Genomic DNA, 21,570 nt, shown 5'->3' with positions numbered 1-21,570 from the left:
GAACCGGGGCCGGCGGGCGCGGCCGCCCGCGCCGGTTCAGAGAAGGTCGATCTTGCTCTGCGGCGGCGTGTTGTGGCCCCCGCCGGCGCCACCGGGCGCAGAGCCGCCGCCGGTGACGTCGACGCCCTTCATCTGGGCGGCGATCTCCGCGTCGGTCGCCCCGGAAGCGCGGTGCGTCAGGACGACGGCCTCCCGCACCCGGTCGATCATCCGGCGCACGCGGTCGTGCTCGTCGTTCAGGTCGCTCTGTGCCTGGCGGAAGGCCCTGTGGGCCTCGCCCGCCCAGCTGCCGCCGTCCAGCGTGGCGATGACGTTCGCCAGCTGGCGCAGGTTGGCCGAGAAATGCGAACTGGTCTTGTCGATGGCGTCCGTGAAGTTCTTGAACGCCTCGTCACTGACCTTGTGGCTGTCCTTCTCCGAACCCGACATGTTCCGCCTTTCCCCCGAAGGGCCTGTCTTCCGATTGTGTAAATGACGCCGGACACCGGCAGTGCTGCGGGACGGGGTGACGCCGGGGCCGGATCACAGTGCGTGCACCGTCCCGTGGTCGGCTCGCCCGCCGTCCGGTCACCGCCTCATGCCCTCCCCCGGGGCGCCCAAGGGCGCTCAGATCACTCTAGCCACTCACGACGCGTGTCCCAACCACGTACATACCAGGCGCGTTTGACAGTTGTGGCATACCATCACAGCTCTCGCGGGCCGGACAGCCCCCGGCGCCGCCGGTGGTCCCGGGCCACGACGGCCGCCCCGGCGATCGTCGCGACGAGCACGGCCGCCCCTCCCAGGACGTACGTGGCGAGGCGTTCCTTGCGCTGCTGCGGGGACTCTCCCACGGCGAGCGGGGCCACGTCGGGGGCCCGTGCGGTGCGCGCCTGGGGCCCGGCCGGGGTGACGCGGTCGAGCGGGTGGGCGTCCTCCGTGAGGGCGCGGACCGGGTCGACGACGCCCCAGCCGATGTAGCGGTCGTGGCCGTTGGTGGCGCGTTCCGCGGTCTGCTCGATCTGGGCGACGACCTGGTGCTGCTTCCAGTCGGGGTGTTTGGCGCGGATGAGGGCGGCGACGCCGGCCACGTACGGGGCGGAGAAGCTGGTGCCGTTGTCGACGCACTGGCCGCCCAGGGGGACGGTGGAGACCATCTCGACGCCGGGCGCGGCGACGCCCACGAACTCGCCCGGCTGTGAGAAGGAAGCACGCTCGTTGTTGCGGTCGGAGGCGGCCACCGCCAGGACGCCCTTGTACGCGGCGGGGTAGGTCTCCTTGACCTCGCCGCCGAGGCCGTCGTTGCCCGCCGAGGCGACCACGACGACGTCCTTCTCCAGGGCGTCCTTGACGGCGAGTTCGAGGTCGGAGTCGGGGCGCAGGGCCTTCGTCGTGTCCTGGGAGATGTTGATGACGCGCGCTCCGGCGGCGACGGCCAGGCCGATGCCCTGGGCGAGGGTGCGGGAGGTGCCCGTGCCCTTCTCGTCGTTCTGGCGGATCGGGATGATGACCGACTCCGGGGCGATGCCGACGAAGCCGCTGCCGGGGGACGGGCGGGCCGCGATGATGCCCGCGACCTTGGTGCCGTGGCCGACGAGGTCGAGGGTCGGATCGGGCTTCGGCTTCTCGGGCTCCTTCTCCGGCGGCTTCTCGGGGCTCTTCTCCGGGCTCTTCGACGGGCTCGGCTCCGGGGACTTCTCCGGCTTCCCGGACGCATTCTTGTCGCCCGCCGACGGGCTCGGCGACGCGCCGGGCGACGGCGTGCTCTTGTCCTTCCGGCGGTCCTTCGCGCCTGCGGAGGGGCTGGGGGACGGCCCCGGCGCGGGCGCCCGGGGCCCGTCCTTCGCGTCCGCCCTCACGCCGGTCCCGTCGTTGGCGCCGCCGGCCGTGGTGGCGTCCTTGGCCGCCTCCGGCATGCCGGTGAGCAGGTCGGCCCCGCTCTCGGCGTCGACGGCGCCCCTCAGCTGCGGGTTCTTGACGTCGACGCCCGTGTCGATGACGGCCACGCGGACCGGCCGGCCGGTGCTGTCGCGGCCCTTGGTGTCCTGCCAGAGGCGGTCGAGCAGGATCCGCTGGAGGGACCAGGGGGTGCCCTTGATGGGCTTGGCGGGGTAGGTGCACTCGCCGCTGCCGTCCAGGTTCACCGGCGCGGAGGGGGCCTCATGCGGGGATACGGCGCCCCTCCCGGCGGTGGGGGAGGTCGCCGCGCCGGCGGACGCGGCCGCCGTCACGCTCACGGTGAGTGCTGCCGACAGGACGAGAGTGAGGGCTGTGGTCGTTCGTGGCATCGGCTGTCTCACGATCCCTGCGGCTGCCTGGCGCTGTTGGTGTCCAGCCGCGGCCCCGTCGGCAGGAACTGCGACCAGTTCGCCGGCACCGGCAGGGGATCGACCCTGCCGTAGCCGAGCCTGGTGCGCGCCTGGTCGGCCTCGGCGGGGCCGGCGGCTCCGGTGGTGTCCGCCGCCTCATGCGGCGCCTCATGCGGCGCCTCGGCCGAGCCGTCCGGGCCCGCCGACGGGGCGGGCTTCTCGCCGATCTTCGACTTGCCCGCTCCGCTGTCGCTGTTGGACTGGACCGCGTAGCGCAGCCCCGTGTCGGTGACGAGGAAGACCGGTCCGCTGTTGGTCTGGCGCCCCGTGACCTGCCGGTAGAGGAGCCCGGAGCCCGGGGTGACGTACGCGCTGGTGGCGCCGTCCGGGATCGTCGCGGGGTACTCGGTGCCCGCCCAGGTGGCGAGTTCGGGGGTGCCGCCCGCGGACATGCCCCCGAAGACGCTGCACACGGTGTTCTTGGCGGCGTCGCCGGCCCCGGTGAAGTTCGCCTGCCGAGGCACTGTGGCGGGCCAGTGGTACTGCCCGTAGAACTCGTCCTCCGCCGGGGTGAAGGCGGCCGCGCTCACCCGCTCGGGCACGCCGGCCTGGCCGAGCTCCGCCAGCTTCCTGCTGTTGAGGAGCAGCTTGGCCACGAGGGGCGAGACGCGCTGGACCTTGCCGCGGAGCACGACGTAGTTCTGGGTGCCGCCGCCGGTGGGCGCTTCGAGGACGGTGCCGACGCGGTCGGCCTTGCCGGGCAGGGTGCCGATGCCCGCGCTCGCGCCGATGTCGCCGCCGGTCTCCGGGAAGACGATGGGCGCGCCGTCGTGCAGGGTATCCAGCCAGTCCTTGGTGACGGGCTGGGGCCGGGCCCCGTCGTTGAAGACGGAGCGGAGCAGCAGGTTGTGGTCGGAGGCGTCGGCGGACCGCCAGTCGTCTCCGCCGAGCAAGTACTTGGTGCCCCGGGGGTCGACGAGGTAGCGGGCCCCGTCCGGACCCTGCACGTACAGGGCCTGGTTGCCGCGCAGGCGCTGTTCGCCGGTGAGCTTCTTCAGGTTCGGGTCACGCCCGGCGAAGAGGAAGACGGCCTTCTGGGTGGTCCGCCCCGTGCCGCCGGGCTGCTCGCAGACGGCCCACTGCTTCTGCTTGCCCGCCTCGTCGGCGCCGGGCATGCGGTCGGGGGCGTACGGGATGCCGAGCGTGGGGCCGCGCGGGATGTGGCCGTTGTCGAGCTCTTCCTCCTTCACCTTGATGACGGTGGACTTGTCGGGGGCCAGGAGGAGCTTCGCGGAGGCGAAGTTGAGGACGGGGTGGAGCTGCTTCTTGTTGTCCGTCTTCAGGACGACGTAGCGGGTGGTGGACTGGCTGCCGACGATGACGTGTGCGGCCTCGTCGTCCCAGCCCTTGGGCGCGGTCGGCCGGAACATGCCCCAGGCGCCGAAGCCGGCGATCAGCACCGCCCCGGCGACGAGGCCGGGCACGACCGCGCGCAGGGGGCGGGGGGCTCCTTCCTCCGTCCCGTTGGGGGAAGGCTGCAGGAAGGCTGCGATCGTGCGCTTCCTCGCGAAGATGTAGGCGTTGAGCTCATCCCGCCGTGATGCCATGTGTAGCCGCTCTCTCCTCTGGTCGTCGGCGTCGGTCGACAGGCGCTGCGCTTGGTCGGGTTGTCGTACCGGCCCCTACTATGCCGGTAGAGATCGGAGCGGCTGTCAGGGCATGCCGCGGACCGGATTCCCGGCCGCCCCATGGGGGCGGCCGGAGACGGCTGAGGGGGCTGTGAGGGGCATGGGTGCCGCAACGCACGTGCGGGCGCGGGGCGATGGCGCGCCCGGGCCGATCGCCGTCGCCCCGCGGGCCACGGCACGGGGCGGGGGCTCCGGCCCGGTGAGCCTGCAGCAGCTGGTGCTGATCGAGGTCGCCGCGGGCCTCGTGCTGCTCGGGTGGGCGGCCGGCCCGCTGGTGCTCGTGCCGGCTGCCGTGGTGGCCGTGGTGCTGGGGCTGCTCGCGCTGGTGCCGCTGGGTCAGCGGCCGGCGGCCGAGTCCCTGCTGGCCTCGCTGACGCTGCGCGCCCGCATCCGCCGCGCGGCACCGGCGGACGCGGGCACGGACCCGGCGATCGCTCCGGTCGTGGAGTGCGAACCCGCCCTGCGGACGAGCACGTTCACGGACCGCGGGCAGCGTGCTGTCGGCCTCGTGGGGGACGGCACGTTCGTGACGGCCGTGCTGCGCGTCGACGCCGTGGACGCGCCGCTGCGCCCCATGCGGACCGAGGAGGCGCTGCCGCTGGCCCTGTTGCGGGACGCCCTGGACGTCGACGGCATCCGGCTGGAGTCCGTACAGGCGGTGCAGAACACCCTGCCGGCGCCCGCCCCGCACCTGCCTTCGGAGGCGCTGACCGCGCGCAACTACGCGCCGCTCCAGGCCCTGTCCGGGGCCCCTGCGGTACGGACGACGTGGATCGCGCTCAAGCTCGACCCCGAACTGTGCCCGGAGGCCGTCGAGGCACGCGGCGGGGGCGAGGAGGGCGCACGCCGCTGTGTGCTGCGCGCGGCGGACCAGCTGGCGAGCCGGCTCCAGGGAGCCGGGTTCCGGGCGGCGCTGCTGTCCGAAGAAGAACTGACGACCGCCCTGTCCACGGCGGCGAACGTCAACCCTGTGGCCTCCGCGCAGGCCGCACGGGCCGCCACGCCCGCACGGCGCACGCTGGAGAGCTCCCGGGCCCTGCGGTGCGACGACCGCTGGCACACGACGTACTGGCTGGCGCGCTGGCCTCAGCTCGGGCCGGGAGCCGTGCCGCTGCCGCAGCTCGCCGCACTGCTCACCTCACTGCCCGCCCTGTCGACGACGCTGAGCCTCACGCTGGGGCGCGGCGGCCTGCGCAACGGGCGTCATGCGCCGACGATGACCGCTCACGTCCGGGTGACGGGGCGCAGCTCAGACGAACTGGCCGCGACGCGACGGGAACTGGAGCGTGCGGCGCGCACCGCACGGACCGGCCTCGTGCGGCTCGACCACGAGCAGGTGCCCGGCATGCTCGCCACTCTGCCCCTGGGAGGCACGCGCTGATGGCCACCGCTACGCCCTCTCACTCCCCCGCGGCTCCCGGTTCGCCCTCCGCGGCCCGTACGGGGTGGTTCCGGGCCGGGCACGGGCTGCTCGGGCCGCGCCGTGGCCGGCACGAGCTCGCTGCGGAGGAGTTCGAGGCGCTGGCGCTGCCCGTCGGTGACGACGGTGTGGTCATCGGCACCGACCCGCATGAGGCGCCCGCGGTCCTCGGAGTGGCCCGCCCCGTGCCGTTCGACGCCGTTCTGATCGGCGGTGCCTGGACGGCCCAGGTGATCGCCCTGCGCACGGCCGGCACCGGGGCCCGGATCGCCGTGGAGACCGGCCGCCGCGGGCTGTGGACCGCGCTCGCCCAGGCCGCCAACGGCGGACAGCCGTGCGTGACCCTGCACGACGTCGGCCGGGTGCCGCCGCAGGGCCCGTCGGTGCACAGCCCTGTGCTGGTCGTGCGCGACTGCGGCGTGCGGCCGCCCCGGGGCCGGGTCGTGACCGCGCCCTGGCAGTCGGTCCTGACGCTGCTCCCCTACGTGGGTCCGGACGCGCCGCGTCTGCTCAGCGGTGTCGGCGTCGTCGGCATCCAGCGGGTCTCGCCGCAGGAAGCGGAGCTGCTCGGCCGGCTCCTGGGGCTGCCTCAGACCGACGTCGAAGCGCTGCCCACGCTTCCGGAGACGGTGACGCTGTGGTGCGCCCGGGGGACGTGGACGTACGTCGACGTGCGGGCGACGGAGGCCGAGACGAGGCTGCTGGGCGCCCCGCGCCGCATGGACTGACCGGACGCGCTGTACGACTGCGTCAAAGGGGCGCGCACCGGCTGGTGCGCGCCCCTTTGACCGTGCTGCCGGTCCGCCGGACCGGCCGGTTGTGTCAGCCCTTGCCGAGGACGAGGAGCATCTTCTCCTCGCCACCCTCCGAGCTGCTGCCCGACAGACGCGTGGTCGCGATGACGAGGCGGTCACCCTCGTACAAGTACTTGGCGCCGAAGAACCGGTTCTCGGCCTGCAGAGTGGCCTGCGGGGCCTGCAGCACGGTCTTCGGTTCGCCGTCGGGGCCGATGCTCACCACGGCGCCGGGCTTGTCGTACGAAGGCCTCTGGTACGCGAAGACCTTGTCGCCCTCCGCCCGGATCGGCATGAGTTCGGGCTTGGTCTTCTTCGAAGCCCACTTGCGCTTGCCGGAGTCAAGGTCGAAGGCGTGGATCTCGTTGCCTTCCGAGTAGCTGTTCTCGCCTCCGGTCGGCAGGTAGAGGGTGCTGTCGGTCGCGGCGACGCCCTGGCAGCCGCCCAGGTCGTGGCCCATGATCGACATGCCGCAGGTCGGCGCGTACGACTCCTTGCCGAGGTCGATGACCGAGCGCTCCTTGCCGTCCTTGAGGGCGATGACGCCGCCGGACTTCTTGTCCTCCGACAGGAGGGAGACGACGGCCGGCTCGGTGGAGTAGATCTTCTTGGTCATGAGCCCCTTGCGGCCGTCGTACGTCCACACCGGCTTGCCCGTGGAGGTGTCGAGCTTCTCGATGTGCGACGTGCTGTCGCTGACGCACTGCCACGAGCGCAGCATCGCCTTACCGCCCGCGAAGCCGTCGACGGAACAGCCGGACTCCAGCCCGGGGGTGGGGATGGGCTCCCCGTCGCTCACCCGGACCATGCCTGAGCCGCCGAACCACGCGGCGCCGACGGCGTTGCCGCTGAGGGCCATGTCCAGGCCGATGAAGCTCTCGGCGAACCCCCCTGACTTGGGGATCGGCTTGTCCCAGCCCTTCTTGCCCTCCTTCAGGTCCAGCATGGCGTAGTTGCCGCACGAGTCCTTCTCGCCGCTGTCGTACGCCACCACGACCTTGCCGTCGTCGGTGACGTTCGCGGGCGCCGCGCAGACCCTCTTGGGCAGCGCGATGGTCCACTTCTCCTTGCCGTCGGACGTGGAGTAGGCGATGACCTTCTCCTGGACGGTCTTGACGACGTAGTCGCCGAACACCCACACCCCGGGCACCGCGGAGCCGGCGCGCTCGACCTGAGGGCCGTTCTGGTTGACCAGGACCTTGGCCTCGCCGTCCCGGCGGCCGTCGTTGGGGTCGTCCCCGCCGTCGCGCGGGCCCGCCGTGCCGCCGCTGTCGGCACCGTTGCTCTCCTTCGGCGCGGGCGAGGCGCTGTGGTGCGCATGCGGCCGGTCAGAGCTGCCGCCACTGCCTGCCAGGGCCCATACGCCGCCTCCGGCGGCGAGCAGGACGGCGACGGCCGCGCCGATGATGACGGCCGTCCTCTTCCCGCCCGGGGCGCCGGCAGGGGGCATGGGGTGCGGCGGCGCGCCGAAGGGCTGCCCCGGGGGCGGATAGGCGCCGTACGGACCCGGCTGCGGCTGCTGCGCGTACGGGTTCGGGTTCGGCGGCCCGAAGGGGGCGTGGGCCGGCGGGGCACCGGGGGTCGAGGGGCCACCCCATGCGGGCTGCACGGGCGGGACACCGGGCGGAGGCGGCGTGGGGGGAACGGCCGGGGGCGGGGGCGGCTGGACGGGCTGCTGGGCAGCCGCCTGGGGCGGGGCCTGAGGCGCAGTCTGGACCGGGGTTTCAGGGGCGGCATGAGGCGTGTTCGGGGCCGGGGCCGGAGCCTGGGGCGGAGACTGAGGCACAGTCTGAGCCGGTGCCTGAGGGGCGGCATGAGGCGCAACCGGGGCCGGAGCCTGAGGCGCGGCGTGAGACGCATCCGCGGGCGGGGCCTGAGGCGGCTGCTGCAGAGTCTTCGGGGCCGGGTCCTGCGGTGCGCCGGATCCGTCCTTCGGAGGCTCGTTCGGCGGCATCGGTGGGGGCTGGGGCGGCTGGACCATCAGCGCATACCTCTTGTGTGCGGGGCCCGTCGCACGTTCTGCCTCCCCCCGCGATCCGGGCGGAAGGCACTGAACCATTCCGCCGGAAAGGAGCGAATCGGGCGCGGATCCCGCGCTGTTGTGACACTCGAGCGGGAAATCTTTGTATCACCCGGCTCCCGCGCCCCACTGGTCCGGTCGCTCCGGCACGGGGCCGCAGGTGACGCACGGGGCGGCCGGTGGCGTGGGGGCGGGCCTGCCCCGGCGGTGCGTATGGCGATTAGGCTGGGTGCGTGTACGGACGGGGGACCTCCACGGCATCCCCCGTCGCAAACGGGGGACCCCCGGGCGGTCGGACGACGGGAACGGTCGGGCCCGACAGGCATTTCATGGGCGCTAGACCACACCAGGAGGCAATGTGAGCAGCGATCGGGACGAGATCCGCGCAGGCGGGTCCGCAGCCGGCGAGGACCGGTCCGACGCCGGTCACGAGCAGGAAACCGACAGCACGGGCGAGTTCACCATCGACTACACGCCCCCTGCCTGGTACACGCAGAACGCCTCCTCCGCCGTGGCGCCGGCGGCGGGGCAGGGTGGCGCCGGGGGGGACGCGCAGCCGGTCCTGCCGCCCCCGCCTTCGGGTGAACCGCTGCGGATGCCGCTTTCGTCGCCCGCGGCCCGGAACGACCTCACGGAGCCCGCTGCCGGGCCCTCCCCCGCCCCCTCCTTCCCTTCCGTGGAAGGCGGAGTCAACAGCCCTGCCACGATGCGGTTCTCCGCGGCGGCGGTGCAGGAAGAGGCCGCGGCTGCGCCGGCCGACGCAGCGGTGTCCGACACACAAAGCCCGGCAGCCGGGGGCCTCACCGGCGCGGCGTCTGCCGCGGGTGACGTCTCCGCCCCTGGTGACGCCGGCTCAGCAGGTCCGCACGGGGCCGACGCCGAGGCGGGCACGGGGCAGGCGCATGAGGCCGAAGCGGGCCACCACGCACCGCCCCATACCGAGTCCGGTGCGAACCCGTCGGCGGACGACAGCGCCTCCTCCGGCGGCGGTGTTGTCAGCGAGGACCGGAAGGCAGAAACCGAGCAGGACTCGGGAGCAGTCTCGTCCGTGGCTGCTGCCGCTTCCCCCGCTGCAGAGGGCGGCTCGGAGGCGGTTGCGGCTGCCGAGAGCGCGACCCCTGCCGCCTCCGAGGCCGAGCGCGCCGCCTCACGCCCCGAGGGCACCATGCGGTTCTCGGCCGGCGCTCTGCGGAACAGGGTTGCCGACGGGGCCGGGCAGTCGGCGGAGCCGGGACAGGACGCGCAGGCAGCCCCGTGGGCCCCGCCGTCGGTCCCCCAGGCCGCGCTGCCCCCGCTCCCCCCGGACTTCGCCCCGGCGTCCCCGACACCGGCATCGGAAGCGCAGTCGCCGTCCGACGCCCCCGCGCCGCCTCATGCGGCCCCGCAGGGCTTCCCGCCCGCCCCGGCTCCGTACGGCGCGCCCCAGGCCCACCAGGCCGGTTCCGGCGTGCCCGCGGCCGGTGACGCACAGCAGGCCCCTGCGGAGCCCCAGGCGGCCGCGCACGGGGCCGGTGGCGCCCCCGTGCCTCCGCACGGAGCAGCTCCGGCCTCCTACCCGCCGGTGCCGCCCCTCCCGCAGCCGGAAGCTCAGACCACACCGGTGCCGCCCGCGCCGAACGCCCCGGCGCCGCAGGACGGCTACGGCTACCCGCGCCCCGGCGCCCACGGTGTGCCCGTACCGCCGCCCCTCGACGGCTCCCCGCGCCCCGACGCCCAGCAGCTCCCCGCGGCTCCGGCGCCGTATGCGACCGCTCCGGCCCCGCAGGGCGGTTACGGGTACCCGCGCCCGGAGGCGCATGGGGCACCCGCACCTGCGCCCCACGCCTTCCCTCCGGCGCCCCATGCGCAGCCGCAGCAGGCCGCCGTCCTGCCTCCCGCGCAGAACGCGGCCGCCCCGGTGCCGCAGGGCCTCACCGGCCCGCATGAGGCCCCCGCGCCCCCGGCACCGCCCGCGCCGAACGCCCAGGCGCTGCAAGGTGGTTACGGGTACCCGCGCCCGGACGCCGCCGCGCCCCATGCGCCGGCGCCTCATGCCCCGGTGCCCCCTGCGCTCGACGGTGCCCCTCGCGGCGATGTGAACGGCGCCCCAGTGCCGCCGTCCCTCGACGGTTCCCCGCGCCCTGACGCCCAGCAGCACCCCGCGGCACCGGCACCGGCGCCCCACGCCGACGCGCAGCAACTGCCCCACGCCCAGAACGGCTTCAGCGGCTCTCCCGCACTGCCCCCGGCCGTGCAGGCGCAGCCGGGCCCCACGGGCGGGCATGAGGCGGCGGCAGCAGCGCCCGCCCCCTACCCGTACCCGTACGCCGACGGCGGCCTTCCGCCCGCCGCGGACGGCGCACAGGGCGGGCTGCCCAACGACCCGCGCGCCGGCGGCTGGCCCACGGTGACGCCGGAGCAGCGGCAGCGTTCCGTGCACGGGGCCCCGCTCGGGTTCACCGCCTCCATGGAGCTGTCCTCGGAGCGGCTGCTGCGCAGCAAGCCGAAGCCGAAGAAGCAGATCGCCACGCCCCGCTTCAAGTTCGGCGGCAAGAAGGAGGAGGCGGAGCGGCAGCGCAAGCTGGAGCTGATCCGCACGCCCGTCCTCTCCTGCTACCGGATCGCCGTGATCAGCCTCAAGGGCGGCGTGGGCAAGACGACCACGACCACCGCGCTCGGCGCGACGCTCGCCAGCGAGCGCCAGGACAAGATCCTCGCGATCGACGCCAACCCCGACGCGGGCACGCTGGGCCGCCGCGTGCGGCGCGAGACGGGCGCAACGATCCGTGACCTCGTCTCGGCGATCCCCAGCCTGCACAGCTACATGGACATCCGCCGGTACACCTCGCAGGCGCCCTCCGGCCTGGAGATCATCGCCAACGACGTGGACCCGGCGGTCTCCACGACCTTCAACGACGAGGACTACCGGCGGGCGATCGACCTGCTGGGCCGGCAGTACCCGGTCATCCTCACCGACTCGGGCACCGGTCTCCTCTACAGCGCCATGCGCGGCGTCCTGGACCTCGCCGACCAGCTGATCATCGTCTCCACGCCGTCCGTCGACGGCGCGAGCAGCGCCAGCACCACGCTCGACTGGCTCCACGCGCACGGCTACGCCGAGCTCGTCTCGCGCAGCGTCACGGTCATCTCCGGGGTCCGCGAGACCGGCAAGATGATCAAGGTCGAGGACATCGTGTCGCACTTCGAGCAGCGGTGCCGCGGCGTGGTCGTCGTCCCGTTCGACGAGCACCTGGCGACCGGCGCCGAGGTCGACCTGGACATGATGCGGCCGAAGACGCGCGAGGCGTACTTCAACCTCTCGGCCATGGTCGCGGAGGACTTCACCCGGGCCCAGCAGCAGCGCGGCGTGTGGGGCGGGGAGCCCGCACCGCAGCAGCAGCCTCAGCAGGCCGCCCCCATGGGGCAGATGCCCGCCGCCCCGTACGCCCCGGAGCAGGCCCAGCAGCCCGGCCAGGCGGCTCCCGGCCCGTACCACCCCTACGGCCCGCAGGGCCCGTACGGAGGCGCGCAGCCGCCCCAGCAGCCGGGCCCGTACCCGCAGCAGGGGCAGCCCGGCGCACCGGGCGGGTACGGCTACCCGCAGCAGTAGCGCCGCACGGAGCGGAGCACGACGGAGGGCCCCATGCGGCGATCGCCGCATGGGGCCCTCCTCACGTCTCCGGCAGGGCGCCGGCCGTCAGGCGGCGTCCTTCTCCTTCTCGTGCGCCGCCACCAGGTCCCGCGCCCGCTTCACGTCGCCCGCCATGCACAGCAGCAGCGCCTCGATCGAGTCGAACTTCTCCATGCCGCGCAGGTAGGCAAGGAAGTCCACAGCCGCGTGGAGCCCGTAGAGGTCGAGGTCGGTCCGGTCGATGGCGTACGCCTCGACGGTGCGCTCCGTCGCGTCGAACTGCACGTTCGTGCCGACGGAGATCGCCGCCGGCATCGACTCGCCGCCCACGGTCAGCCAGCCGGCGTAGACGCCGTCGGCGGGGATCGCGGTGTGGGGCAGCGTCTCGACGTTGGCCGTCGGGTAGCCGAGTTCCCGGCCCCGCTGCGCGCCGCGCACCACGACGCCCTCGACGCGGTGCGGGCGGCCGAGGATCTCCATCGCGCCCGCGACGTCGCCCTCGGCGACCAGACGGCGGGTCAGGGTGGAGGAGAACGGCTCCCCGCCGCCCGCCTCGCCGCTCACGTGGAGGTCGATGACCTCGACGTCGTAGTCGTACGTGGCGCCGAGCTCCGCGAGGAAGTCGACGGTGCCCGCCGCCCGGTGCCCGAAGCGGAAGTTGGGCCCCTCCACGACGAGCTTGGCGTGCAGCTTGTCGACCAGGACCTTCACCACGAACTCGGCGGGCGAGAGCTTCGAGAACTCCGCCGTGAACGGCAGGATCAGCACCGCGTCGACGCCCAGCCCCGCCATGAGCTCCGCACGGCGGTGGTGCGGCGCCAGCAGCGGCGGGTGGCTGCCCGGCCGGACGACCTCGCTGGGGTGCGGGTCGAACGTCACCACTACCGAGGGCACGCCGAGCTCGCGCGCCCGCTCCACGGCCCGCCCGATGATCAGCTGGTGCCCGCGGTGCACACCGTCGTACGAGCCGATGGTGACGACGCTGCGCCCCCAGTCCTGGGGGATGTCCTCCAAGCCACGCCAGCGCTGCACTGTGCCCGCTCCTCGCCCGAACCCGAACTTTTGTCTGTTGATTACGCAGGACTAAGAGTGCCATGCCGGTTCTCGGCGCCCCGCATCGGCCGGTCCTGTGACTGTCAGGTCAGGGGAGTCCGCACGGCCCGTGTGCTCCGCTGCGGCCTCGTCCCCCGCCCAGGCGGTGAGCTTGATGCGGGCCCGCGGCCCCACCACGACGGCCCACTGTGCGGGCGCGGAGCGCAGCCAGCGAAGCACCTGCTCCCCGAAGACGGGGATCTCCCGGGCCAGCTGCACCATGCGGCGGTCGAAGCACGCCGCCCCCTCGGGGCTGCGGGCCATCAGCAGACCTGTGCGGTGGACGAGGTCGCGGGTACGGGCCTCGGTGCGCTCGGCAGCGCCCGCGGCCACCGCGCGCAGGAGGGCGTCCAGCACGGTGACGTCGCGCTCGAAGGGACCGTACTGCTCGCGCTCCAGCAGGACCTCCAGCAGTTCCTGCCGCAGGGGCCTCGACAGCGGTGTGCCGGGGAAGGCCAGGACGGGGGCCAGGGCGCGGCGCACCTGGGGCGGCCGGCTGCTGAGCAGGTGGACGACGAGCGGGAAGAGGACGGAGCGGGCCGCGGGGCCCTCCTCGAGCCGGCGGTCCACGAACGCGGCGGCGAGCTCCGCGCCTTCCGGATGGTGCTCGACGTACTCCTGGACGAGGGCCGCCGCCCTCCGGGCGAGGGCCGGCGTGGTGACCTCGGCGAGGGTGCGCAGCACGTCTCCGGGCCCGTCGCCGCGTACGTAGATCCGGGCGCGGTAGGCGGCGAGGACGGGTTCGGGGTGGGTGGTCAGGGCGGGGGCGAGGGCGCCGGCCGGGAGGTGCGGGTCGCACGCGGCGAAGAGGTCGAGGGCGCGCTGGAGGTGCTTGGCGCGGGTCTCCGGGTCGCGGACGAGCAGGGCGAGCGCCGTGCCGTGCAGGGTGCCCTCCGCGGGGCGGGCCAGCAGGGCGAGTGCGGCGTAGCGCAGCAGCTCGCGGTCGGCCGCGGTGATCACGTGCGGGGCGGCCTTGAGGGCGTACGCGGCCGCCGCCACGTGCCGCTCGATGCGGTCGTCGTGGGCCCACCGGTCCACGGCGCGGCAGATGGCGGACGGCTCGTCCTCGGCGAGGGCGGCGAGGAGCTCGTCGGCGCGGCGGTGAGCGGCGTCCACGAGGGCCTCGGCGAGGTCGTCGACGGCGCGGTGCCGGTGGGTGTGGAGGAGGACCTGTGCGGCGGTGGAGACCGTGAGCCGCAGGTGATCGCCGTACGGGGCGGCCTGCAGGGGGCGTTCGTCCGAGAACCAGCGGCACAGCAGTGCCTGCGCGGCGCACGGCTCCTCGGCGAGGACGGTCATGACCGCGGGCAGGAAGCGGTCTGTGTGGGGCGGCTGAGGCGGCTGCTGGGCCTGCACGGGGCTCGGCGCGGAGCTCTCCAGGGCGTGGGGCTGGTACGGGCTCTGGCCGGGGGGCGGCGCGTCGGCGGGCAGCAGCAGCCGCAGCAGGTCGAGCCGCTCGGCGAGCCCGAGGGGCAGCCGGAGCCAGAACCACGGCCCGAATTCGGCGAGGCCGCCCAGGGACCCCGTGGCCCCGCTGTCGAAGCCGCCGAGGGCCAGGGAGCGCCCCGTGAGGCGCTCGGCGAGCAGCCGGAGGGCGCCCAGGTACGGGGTGGCGTCGGGGACGCGCAGGAGGGTCTCGCCGAGGAGGTGGGCCGCCCACCAGGCGGGGTCGGGCAGCGCGGGGCGGCCCCCGTCGTCCTGGGCGGCGGACTGCCCGGACGGCGGGAGCGCGGCCACGGCGTCCACCAGGGCGCCCAGACGGCGGGCGAGCGCGTCGGGCCCGGAGCGCCGTGCGAGGAGCAGGAGGGCCTGGAGGACGGGGCCGATGCGATGGCGGGGCACAGGCAGCGGCTTGCGGGCCTTCTGCCGGGCTGCGCGGCGGCTGCGGCGGCGTGCGGCCGTGGACCGCTGAGCGCGGCTGGATCCGGGGGGCGGCGGCACGTGGCCCTCCGGCGCGGGCCCCCCGCCCGGCCGGGACGGCAGGGCGTCGTGCTCACCGGCGCCCTCCTCCGCCTCGTACCAGCGGTGGACGAGGGTGTGCAGGGCGGCGTCGAGGTCGAGGTGGGCGCCCTGCAGCCAGTCGGCGAACTCCTCGTGCGCGAAGCGGTAGCCGGTGCCGGCCGGGACGAGCAGGCCCTCCGTGAGGACGGCGGAGGCCCAGCCGTTGCGCCACGGGAAGAGCTCCTCGAAGGCCTCGCGCTCCAGCTCGCCCTGCCCGGGGCCGAGGCACCGGCGGGCCGCCTCATGCACCTGGCCGGCCACGCGCGCGGCGAGCCTGCGCACCGCCGTGCCGCGCAGCGCGGGGCGGCGCCCGGCGGCCAGCCGCACGGCGATACGGAGGCAGACGAGGTCCAGGTAGGCGGAGAAGACGTCCCAGCGGTCGGGGGGCCGCGCTCCGTCCTCACAAAGCCGGCCGCCGGGCGCGGTGCCGTCCGGGAGCGCCGCCCGCACCTCGGAGAGCAGCCGGAGGGCGAGCGGGTGGGCGGCGTCCGTGTGGTGGATGGCGTCGGGCGGGATGCCGTAGAGGGCGCGGGCCCGCTCGGCCTGCAACGGGCTGAGGTCGGTCAGGCTCACGCACGGCGGGAGGCTGCGCGGGGTGGCGGAGGCCGCCGACACGTGGAGCGCGGAGCGGGGGAAGAGGTCGCCGGCCGTCTCCCAGTGCTCGGGGCGGCAGGCGACGACGAGGCGCGCGGACGTCTCCTCCAGCCACTCGGCGGTCGCCGCGGTCCAGGCCGGCAGGGCGTGCGCGAGGACGGGCGGAACCTCCTCGGGGCCGTCCAGGACGACGAGGAGGGGCCGCCCCACGCGGTGCCCCAGGGCGGCCACGGCCTCGGGGGTGGCCTCGGCGGGGTCCCCCACCGTGCCGGCGGCGCCCGCGGAGGCCGTGACGATCCGCGCGGCGGCCGCGAGGGCGCGCGCGACGGCGTCCCGCAGGCTGCTGTCGCCCTCCTCCAGGTCCGCGCCGCGCAGCCAGAGGGTGGGGGCCGGTTCGGGGCCCCGTGCGCGCCGTGCGGCGAGGGAGAGGAGCTCGGTCGTACGGCCTGTCCCGGGGCCTCCTACGAGCCCGAGGACGGCCGGCGCGGGGCTGTCCGCGGGCTCCGGTTCGTCCGGGGCATGAGGCGACGGCGCCGGGGCGTCCGGCGGGTCGGCAGGGTTCCGTGCGCCGGGCAGGTCCCCGATCCAGCGCCCGCCGGGGCCGCCGCCCGGGGTGCCCCGCCAGGCGCTCGGCGGGACGGTCACCACCACGATGCCCGGGGCCCCCGTGCCGGCCGGGGCGGGCCCCGGTTCGTCGGGCGGCGGTTCGGGAGCGGGCGGCCGCTCGGCCTCCTCGGGCATCGGCTCGCCGGTGTCCGCGGGCACGTCGGCGTCGGCGCCTTCCGCGCCGGCGGTTTCCTCGTCCTCTTCATCCGGCTCCAGGAAGCGGGTGAACTCGCGGGCGATCTCCGGGCGCTCCACGGGGTCGCGCCAGTCGCGCGCCGTGATGATCGGGCCGAGGGAGGTCGCCGTGAGCTGGAGCGCTCCCGCGAGGTTGAGGTCGGGGCCGAAGGCGGGGACCGTGGCCGCGTTCCGCTCCAGCAGGGCGGCCAGCGGGCCGTCCGGAGTGGCCGCGGCCGCCGCACGGAGCGGGATCGCGAAACCTCCGGACCGGCGCTCCGCATGGAGCGCGGTACCGAGGACGGCGACGACCGTGCCCCTGCGGGCGTCCAGAACCGGCCCTCCGGTGGCTTCCTCGCCCAGCCTGAGGCCGTCCCGCTCGCCCAGGGAGAGCTCGACCGCGGCGTCGAGCAGGTGGAAGCGGTCCGTGGCCGTGTAGGTGACGAGCGCCTCTCCGATGACCTGGGCGCGCTGCCAGTGGCCCGCCCGCAGCCGGACGCCCGCCCCGTCCTCGATGCGCTCCGCGGCCGCCACGGGCAACGGGGCCACTCCGAGCCCCTCCGTGCGCACCAGTGCCAGGTCGCAGCCCGGGAGGGAGGTCACCGCGTCGGCGCCCACCAGGCACGTACGGTCGCCCGGGGCCAGCAGCACGAGGCGCGCGAGGCCGTCGACGGCCTCATGGCTGGTGATCATCGTGCCGCGGTCGTCGGCGATGAACCCCGTACCTCGCGGCCTCCCGGCGAGGTCTCTGATGCGTACCAGGAACTCGTCCGCATCAGTCCGCCGACCGCTCATCCGCCGAACCTCCCCGCCGTGCATTTGCCCCCGACGGTAGGCAGGGGATGATCGGCAGGACCAGATCACAGCGGGAACGCGCCCCCTTCCACTCCCGCCGTTCACTCCGAGCGCCTGCCCATTGGGGTGAATTGTGGGTGCGGTGTGGATAGACAGCTGTGAGGAGGGGGATCGTGGGGCGGGAGCGCCGGTACGGCAGTCTCCCGCCCCACGGTAGTGGGGCCCTTAAGTGCGCGTACGCCCCAGCGCATGCCGGAGCCGCGCTGCGCTCCGCGCACAGCCCAAAGCCCCACGCACAGCCCAAAGCCCCACGCACAGCCCAAGGCCCCGTGCACAGCACGGGGCCGGTCGAGAGGGCCCAGGGGCTGGGAGCCCCCTAGTCCTAGGGCTAGCTGAAGACCGCCAGGCTCTTCGCCCGGCCGCCCTGGTTCTCCAGCAGGAGCAGGAAGCGCCCGTCCGGACCGAAGGCCGCGATCGGCCCCGTCGTCTCGAAGAGCGGGACCCGTATCCGCACGCCGTTCGCGAGCAGACGCGCCTGCTCCTCCGTGACGTCCCAGCGCTGGAAGGCCGCGGCCGCCGCCTCGGCGACGGGCATGATGGTCAGCTCCTCCTGGAGCTGGTCCAGCGTGCGGGCGTCACCCAGTCCGTACGGGCCGACGCGCGTGCGCCGCAGGGCCGTCAGGTGGCCTCCCACGCCCGTGTCGGCCCCCAGGTCGCGGGCGAGGGCCCGCACGTACGTACCGGAGGAGCAGACGACGGAGACCAGCAGGTCCTGCACGGGGGTGCCGTCCGCGGCCTCGGCCGGGTGCACGGCGTGCACCGCGAAGGACGAGACGGTCACCGGGCGGGCGGGGATCTCGAAGTCCTCGCCCTCGCGCGCCCGCTTGTACGACCGCTTGCCGTCGATCTTGATCGCGCTGACCTTCGACGGCACCTGCATGATGGCGCCGGTGAGCTTGGCGACGCCGGCGTCGATCGCCTCACGGGTGACGCCCGAGGCGTCCGCCGAGGAGGTGATCTCGCCCTCCGCGTCGTCCGTCACGGTGTTCTGCCCCAGGCGGATCGTCGCGACGTACTCCTTCTCCGTCAGCGCGAGGTGACCGAGGAGCTTGGTCGCCCGCTCGATGCCGAGGACGAGGACGCCCGTCGCCATCGGGTCGAGCGTCCCCGCGTGGCCCACGCGCCGGGTCCGCGCGATGCCGCGCATCTTCGCGACGACGTCGTGCGAGGTGAAGCCGGCCGGCTTGTCGACGATGACGAGGCCGTCCGGCGGGGTCTCCTTGTGCTTCATTCGCCGGCAGCGTCCTTGTCGTCCTCGCCCGGCTTGCGGTACGGGTCGGCCTCGCCCGCGTACGCGGCGCCCGAGGACGCCTCGCGCACCTGGGCGTCGGAGGCGCGGGCCCGGTCGAGGAGGTCCTCGATGGTGCGGGCGTTCTCCGGGAGGGCGTCCGCCACGAACGTCAGGGTCGGCGTGAACTTGATGCCGGCCGCACGGCCGACCTCGGAGCGCAGGATGCCCTTGGCGCTCTCCAGCCCGGCGGCCGCGCTGGCGCGGTCCTCGTCGTCGCCGTAGACCGTGTAGAAGACCGTAGCCTCCCGCAGGTCGCCGGTGACCCGGGTGTCCGTGATGGTCACATGCGAGCCGAGCCGCGGGTCCTTGATTCCGCGCTGCAGCTTCTGGGCGATCACCTCGCGGATGAGGTCCGCCAGCCTTTTCGCACGCGCGTTGTCGGCCACTGGTCCGTCTCCTTCTTCTTGTCCATTGTGCTTGTGGCGCCGGTGACGCGCTCAGTCGTCGTGGTCGCCGTGGAACCGCCGCCTGACCGAGAGCAGCTCCACTTCGGGACGTGCGGCGACCCAGCGCTCGCAGCGGTCCAGTAGGTCGGTGAGGTGCCCCGCGTCCCCGGAGACCGCCGCCACGCCGATTGTCGCCCGGCGGTAGAGGTCCTGGTCGCCGACCTCCGCCACGCTCACCGCGTACTTGCGGTGCAGCTCGGCGATGATCGGGCGGACGACGGAGCGCTTCTCCTTCAGCGACCGTACGTCGCCGAGGAGGAGGTCGAAGGACAGAGTCCCTGCATACATGCGTGACGGGTGAGGCCCACCCGGGAGGCGTGAGGTGTACCTGCCGGTACGTGTCGGTGTACGAGCTCTTCGAACCGTACACGCAACGGCCGGGGCCGATCGACGGAATATGTTTCCGCCGACCGGCCCCGGGGTCGAGCTATGCGATTCAGCCTCGCGGCTTCTCGCGCATCTCGTACGTCGCGATGACGTCGTCGATCTTGATGTCGTTGAAGTTTCCGAGGTTGATACCGCCCTCGAAGCCTTCGCGGATCTCGGTGACGTCGTCCTTGAAGCGACGCAGGCCGACGATGTTGAGCTCCTCCGCGATGACCTTGCCGTCGCGGATGAGGCGCGCCTTGGTGTTGCGCTTGACCTCGCCGGAACGGATGAGGACACCCGCGATGTTGCCCAGCTTGGACGAGCGGAAGATCTCGCGGATCTCCGCCGTACCCAGCTCGACCTCTTCGTACTCCGGCTTCAGCATGCCCTTGAGGGCCGCCTCGATCTCCTCGATCGCCTGGTAGATGACCGAGTAGTACCGGACGTCGACGCCCTCGCGCTCGGCCATCTGCGTGGCACGGCCCTCGGCGCGGACGTTGAAGCCGATGACGATGGCGTCGGAGCCGGTCGCCAGGTTGATGTCGGACTCGGTGACCGCACCCACACCGCGGTGCAGGATCCGGATCTCGACCTCTTCGCCGACGTCGAGCTGGAGCAGCGAGGACTCCAGGGCCTCGACCGAACCGGACGCGTCACCCTTGATGATGATGTTGAGGTCCTGGACCAGACCGGCCTTGAGCACCTTGTCGAGGTCCTCGAGGGACACCCGGCGGGTGCGCTTGGCAAAGGCGGCGTTGCGCTCGCGCGCAGCGCGCTTCTCGGCGATCTGGCGGGCCGTGCGGTCCTCGTCGACGACGAGGAAGTTGTCGCCGGCGCCCGGGACGTTGGTGAGACCCAGGACGAGGACGGGGGTCGACGGACCCGCTTCCTCGACGTTCTGGCCCTTGTCGTCGAGCATGGCGCGAACACGGCCGTAGGCGTCACCGGCGACCATCGTGTCACCGACGCGGAGGGTACCGCGCTGGACGAGCACGGTGGCCACGGCGCCGCGGCCACGGTCGAGGTGGGCCTCGATCGCGATGCCCTGCGCGTCCTGCTCCGCGTTGGCGCGCAGGTCGAGCGCGGCGTCGGCGGTGAGGACGACGGCCTCGAGCAGCTTGTCGATGTTCAGACCCTGCTTGGCGGAGATGTCGACGAACATCGTGTCGCCGCCGTACTCCTCGGCCACCAGGCCGAACTCGGTGAGCTGACCGCGCACCTTGGTCGGGTCGGCGCCCTCGACGTCGATCTTGTTGACCGCGACCACGATCGGCACGTCGGCCGCCTTGGCGTGGTTCAGGGCCTCGATCGTCTGCGGCATGACACCGTCGTTGGCCGCCACCACGAGGATCGCGATGTCGGTCGACTTGGCACCACGGGCACGCATGGCGGTGAACGCCTCGTGACCCGGGGTGTCGATGAAGGTGATCTTGCGCTCTTCGTCGTTGACGTCGGTGGAGACCTGGTAGGCACCGATGTGCTGGGTGATGCCACCGGCCTCGCCCGCGACCACGTTGGTCTTGCGGATCGCGTCGAGGAGTCGCGTCTTACCGTGGTCGACGTGACCCATGACGGTCACGACCGGCGGACGCGCGACGAGCATCTCCTCGCCGCCCTCGTTCTCACCGAACTCGATGTCGAAGGACTCGAGCAGCTCGCGGTCCTCCTCCTCGGGGCTGACGATCTGAACCGTGTAGTTCATCTCGCCGCCGAGGAGCTGCAGCGTCTCGTCGGAGACGGACTGCGTGGCCGTGACCATCTCGCCGAGGTTCATCATCACGGCGACGAGGGACGCCGGGTTGGCGCCGATCTTCTCCGCGAAGTCGGTGAGGGAGGCACCACGCGACAGGCGAATGGTCTCGCCGTTGCCGCGCGGCAGCATCACGCCGCCGACGGACGGGGCCTGCATGGCCTCGTACTCCTGGCGCCGCTGACGCTTGGACTTGCGGCCACGACGGGCCGGACCGCCGGGACGGCCGAAGGCGCCCTGCGTGCCGCCACGGGCACCCGGACCGCCGGGACGGCCACCGAAACCGGGACGACCGCCACCGAAGCCGCCGCCACCGCCACCGGGGCCACCGCCACCGGGACGACCGGCGAAGCCGCCGCCGCCACCGGGACGACCGCCGCCGCCGGGACCGGCCGGACGACCGGCGAAGCCCGGACGACCGGCACCGCCGCCGGGACGACCGGCACCGCCGCCGGGACCGCGACCGCCGCCACCGGGGCCCGGACGCGGGCCGGCAGCCGGACGCTGCGGCATCATGCCCGGGTTCGGGCGGTTGCCGGAGGGAGCGCCACCGGGACGCGGGGCGCCACCGG

The 21,570-nt window shown here is 74.0% G+C and carries 13 protein-coding genes; 3 read left to right on the top strand and 10 right to left on the bottom strand.

Features of this window, described 5'->3' with window-relative positions:
* Nucleotides 1-36: 36 nt before the first annotated feature.
* From B7P34_RS24315 to eccB, 3 genes are all read right to left on the bottom strand, one after another.
* Complete coding sequence (locus B7P34_RS24315; protein ID WP_106679784.1) at nt 37-429, bottom strand: WXG100 family type VII secretion target; 393 nt, start codon at nt 427-429, stop codon at nt 37-39.
* A gap of 254 nt (nt 430-683) precedes the next feature.
* On the bottom strand, nt 684-2,267 hold the full coding sequence (mycP, locus tag B7P34_RS24310; RefSeq protein WP_106679782.1) for a type VII secretion-associated serine protease mycosin: 1,584 nt from the start codon (nt 2,265-2,267) through the stop codon (nt 684-686).
* A gap of 8 nt (nt 2,268-2,275) precedes the next feature.
* Nucleotides 2,276-3,895, bottom strand: a complete 1,620-nt coding sequence (gene eccB / locus B7P34_RS24305) for a type VII secretion protein EccB (RefSeq protein ID WP_106679780.1) — start codon at nt 3,893-3,895, stop codon at nt 2,276-2,278.
* A gap of 181 nt (nt 3,896-4,076) precedes the next feature.
* On the opposite strand from eccB, the gene eccE reads away from it, so the two are divergent.
* A complete protein-coding gene (gene eccE / locus B7P34_RS24300; protein ID WP_106679778.1) occupies nt 4,077-5,357 on the top strand; it encodes a type VII secretion protein EccE in 1,281 nt (426 codons plus the stop codon).
* Nucleotides 5,357-6,124 (top strand): hypothetical protein, encoded by a 768-nt coding sequence (locus B7P34_RS24295; protein ID WP_106679776.1) that lies wholly within the window; start codon nt 5,357-5,359, stop codon nt 6,122-6,124. Before eccE ends, B7P34_RS24295 begins: the two co-directional genes overlap by 1 nt.
* Nucleotides 6,125-6,218: 94 nt before the next feature.
* Here the strand turns inward: B7P34_RS24295 and B7P34_RS24290 are convergent, their stop codons facing one another.
* The gene (locus tag B7P34_RS24290) at nt 6,219-7,799 is read right to left on the bottom strand and encodes a PQQ-binding-like beta-propeller repeat protein (protein WP_146166913.1); all 1,581 of its coding nucleotides are present in this window, start codon (nt 7,797-7,799) and stop codon (nt 6,219-6,221) included.
* A gap of 769 nt (nt 7,800-8,568) precedes the next feature.
* Here B7P34_RS24290 and B7P34_RS24285 point away from each other — a divergent pair.
* Nucleotides 8,569-11,799: an SCO5717 family growth-regulating ATPase gene (locus B7P34_RS24285; protein WP_223268176.1), complete on the top strand. Its 3,231-nt coding sequence runs from the start codon at nt 8,569-8,571 to the stop codon at nt 11,797-11,799.
* An 87-nt stretch (nt 11,800-11,886) separates the two neighbouring features.
* On the opposite strand, the gene B7P34_RS24280 is transcribed toward B7P34_RS24285, so the two are convergent.
* The 6 genes from B7P34_RS24280 to infB all read right to left on the bottom strand — a co-directional run.
* A complete protein-coding gene (locus B7P34_RS24280; RefSeq protein ID WP_106679772.1) occupies nt 11,887-12,852 on the bottom strand; it encodes a bifunctional riboflavin kinase/FAD synthetase in 966 nt (321 codons plus the stop codon).
* A gap of 51 nt (nt 12,853-12,903) precedes the next feature.
* The gene (locus tag B7P34_RS37615) at nt 12,904-17,082 is read right to left on the bottom strand and encodes a serine protease (RefSeq protein ID WP_189383019.1); all 4,179 of its coding nucleotides are present in this window, start codon (nt 17,080-17,082) and stop codon (nt 12,904-12,906) included.
* A gap of 388 nt (nt 17,083-17,470) precedes the next feature.
* Nucleotides 17,471-18,373, bottom strand: a complete 903-nt coding sequence (gene truB / locus B7P34_RS24270; protein ID WP_106679770.1) for a tRNA pseudouridine(55) synthase TruB — start codon at nt 18,371-18,373, stop codon at nt 17,471-17,473.
* Entirely contained in the window at nt 18,370-18,819 is a 450-nt protein-coding gene (gene rbfA / locus B7P34_RS24265; RefSeq protein ID WP_106679768.1) for a 30S ribosome-binding factor RbfA, read from the bottom strand. Before rbfA ends, truB begins: the two co-directional genes overlap by 4 nt.
* 51 nt (nt 18,820-18,870) lie before the next feature.
* Complete coding sequence (locus B7P34_RS24260; RefSeq protein WP_106679766.1) at nt 18,871-19,167, bottom strand: DUF503 domain-containing protein; 297 nt, start codon at nt 19,165-19,167, stop codon at nt 18,871-18,873.
* Between the two features lie 148 nt (nt 19,168-19,315).
* On the bottom strand, nt 19,316-21,570 hold a 2,255-nt coding region (gene infB / locus B7P34_RS24255; protein WP_106679792.1), incomplete at its 5' end, for a translation initiation factor IF-2.

Source organism: Streptosporangium nondiastaticum (genome assembly GCF_003011965.1).
Lineage (GTDB): Bacteria > Actinomycetota > Actinomycetes > Streptomycetales > Streptomycetaceae > Streptomyces > Streptomyces nondiastaticus.
This window is presented reverse-complemented; position numbering and strand designations above follow the sequence as displayed.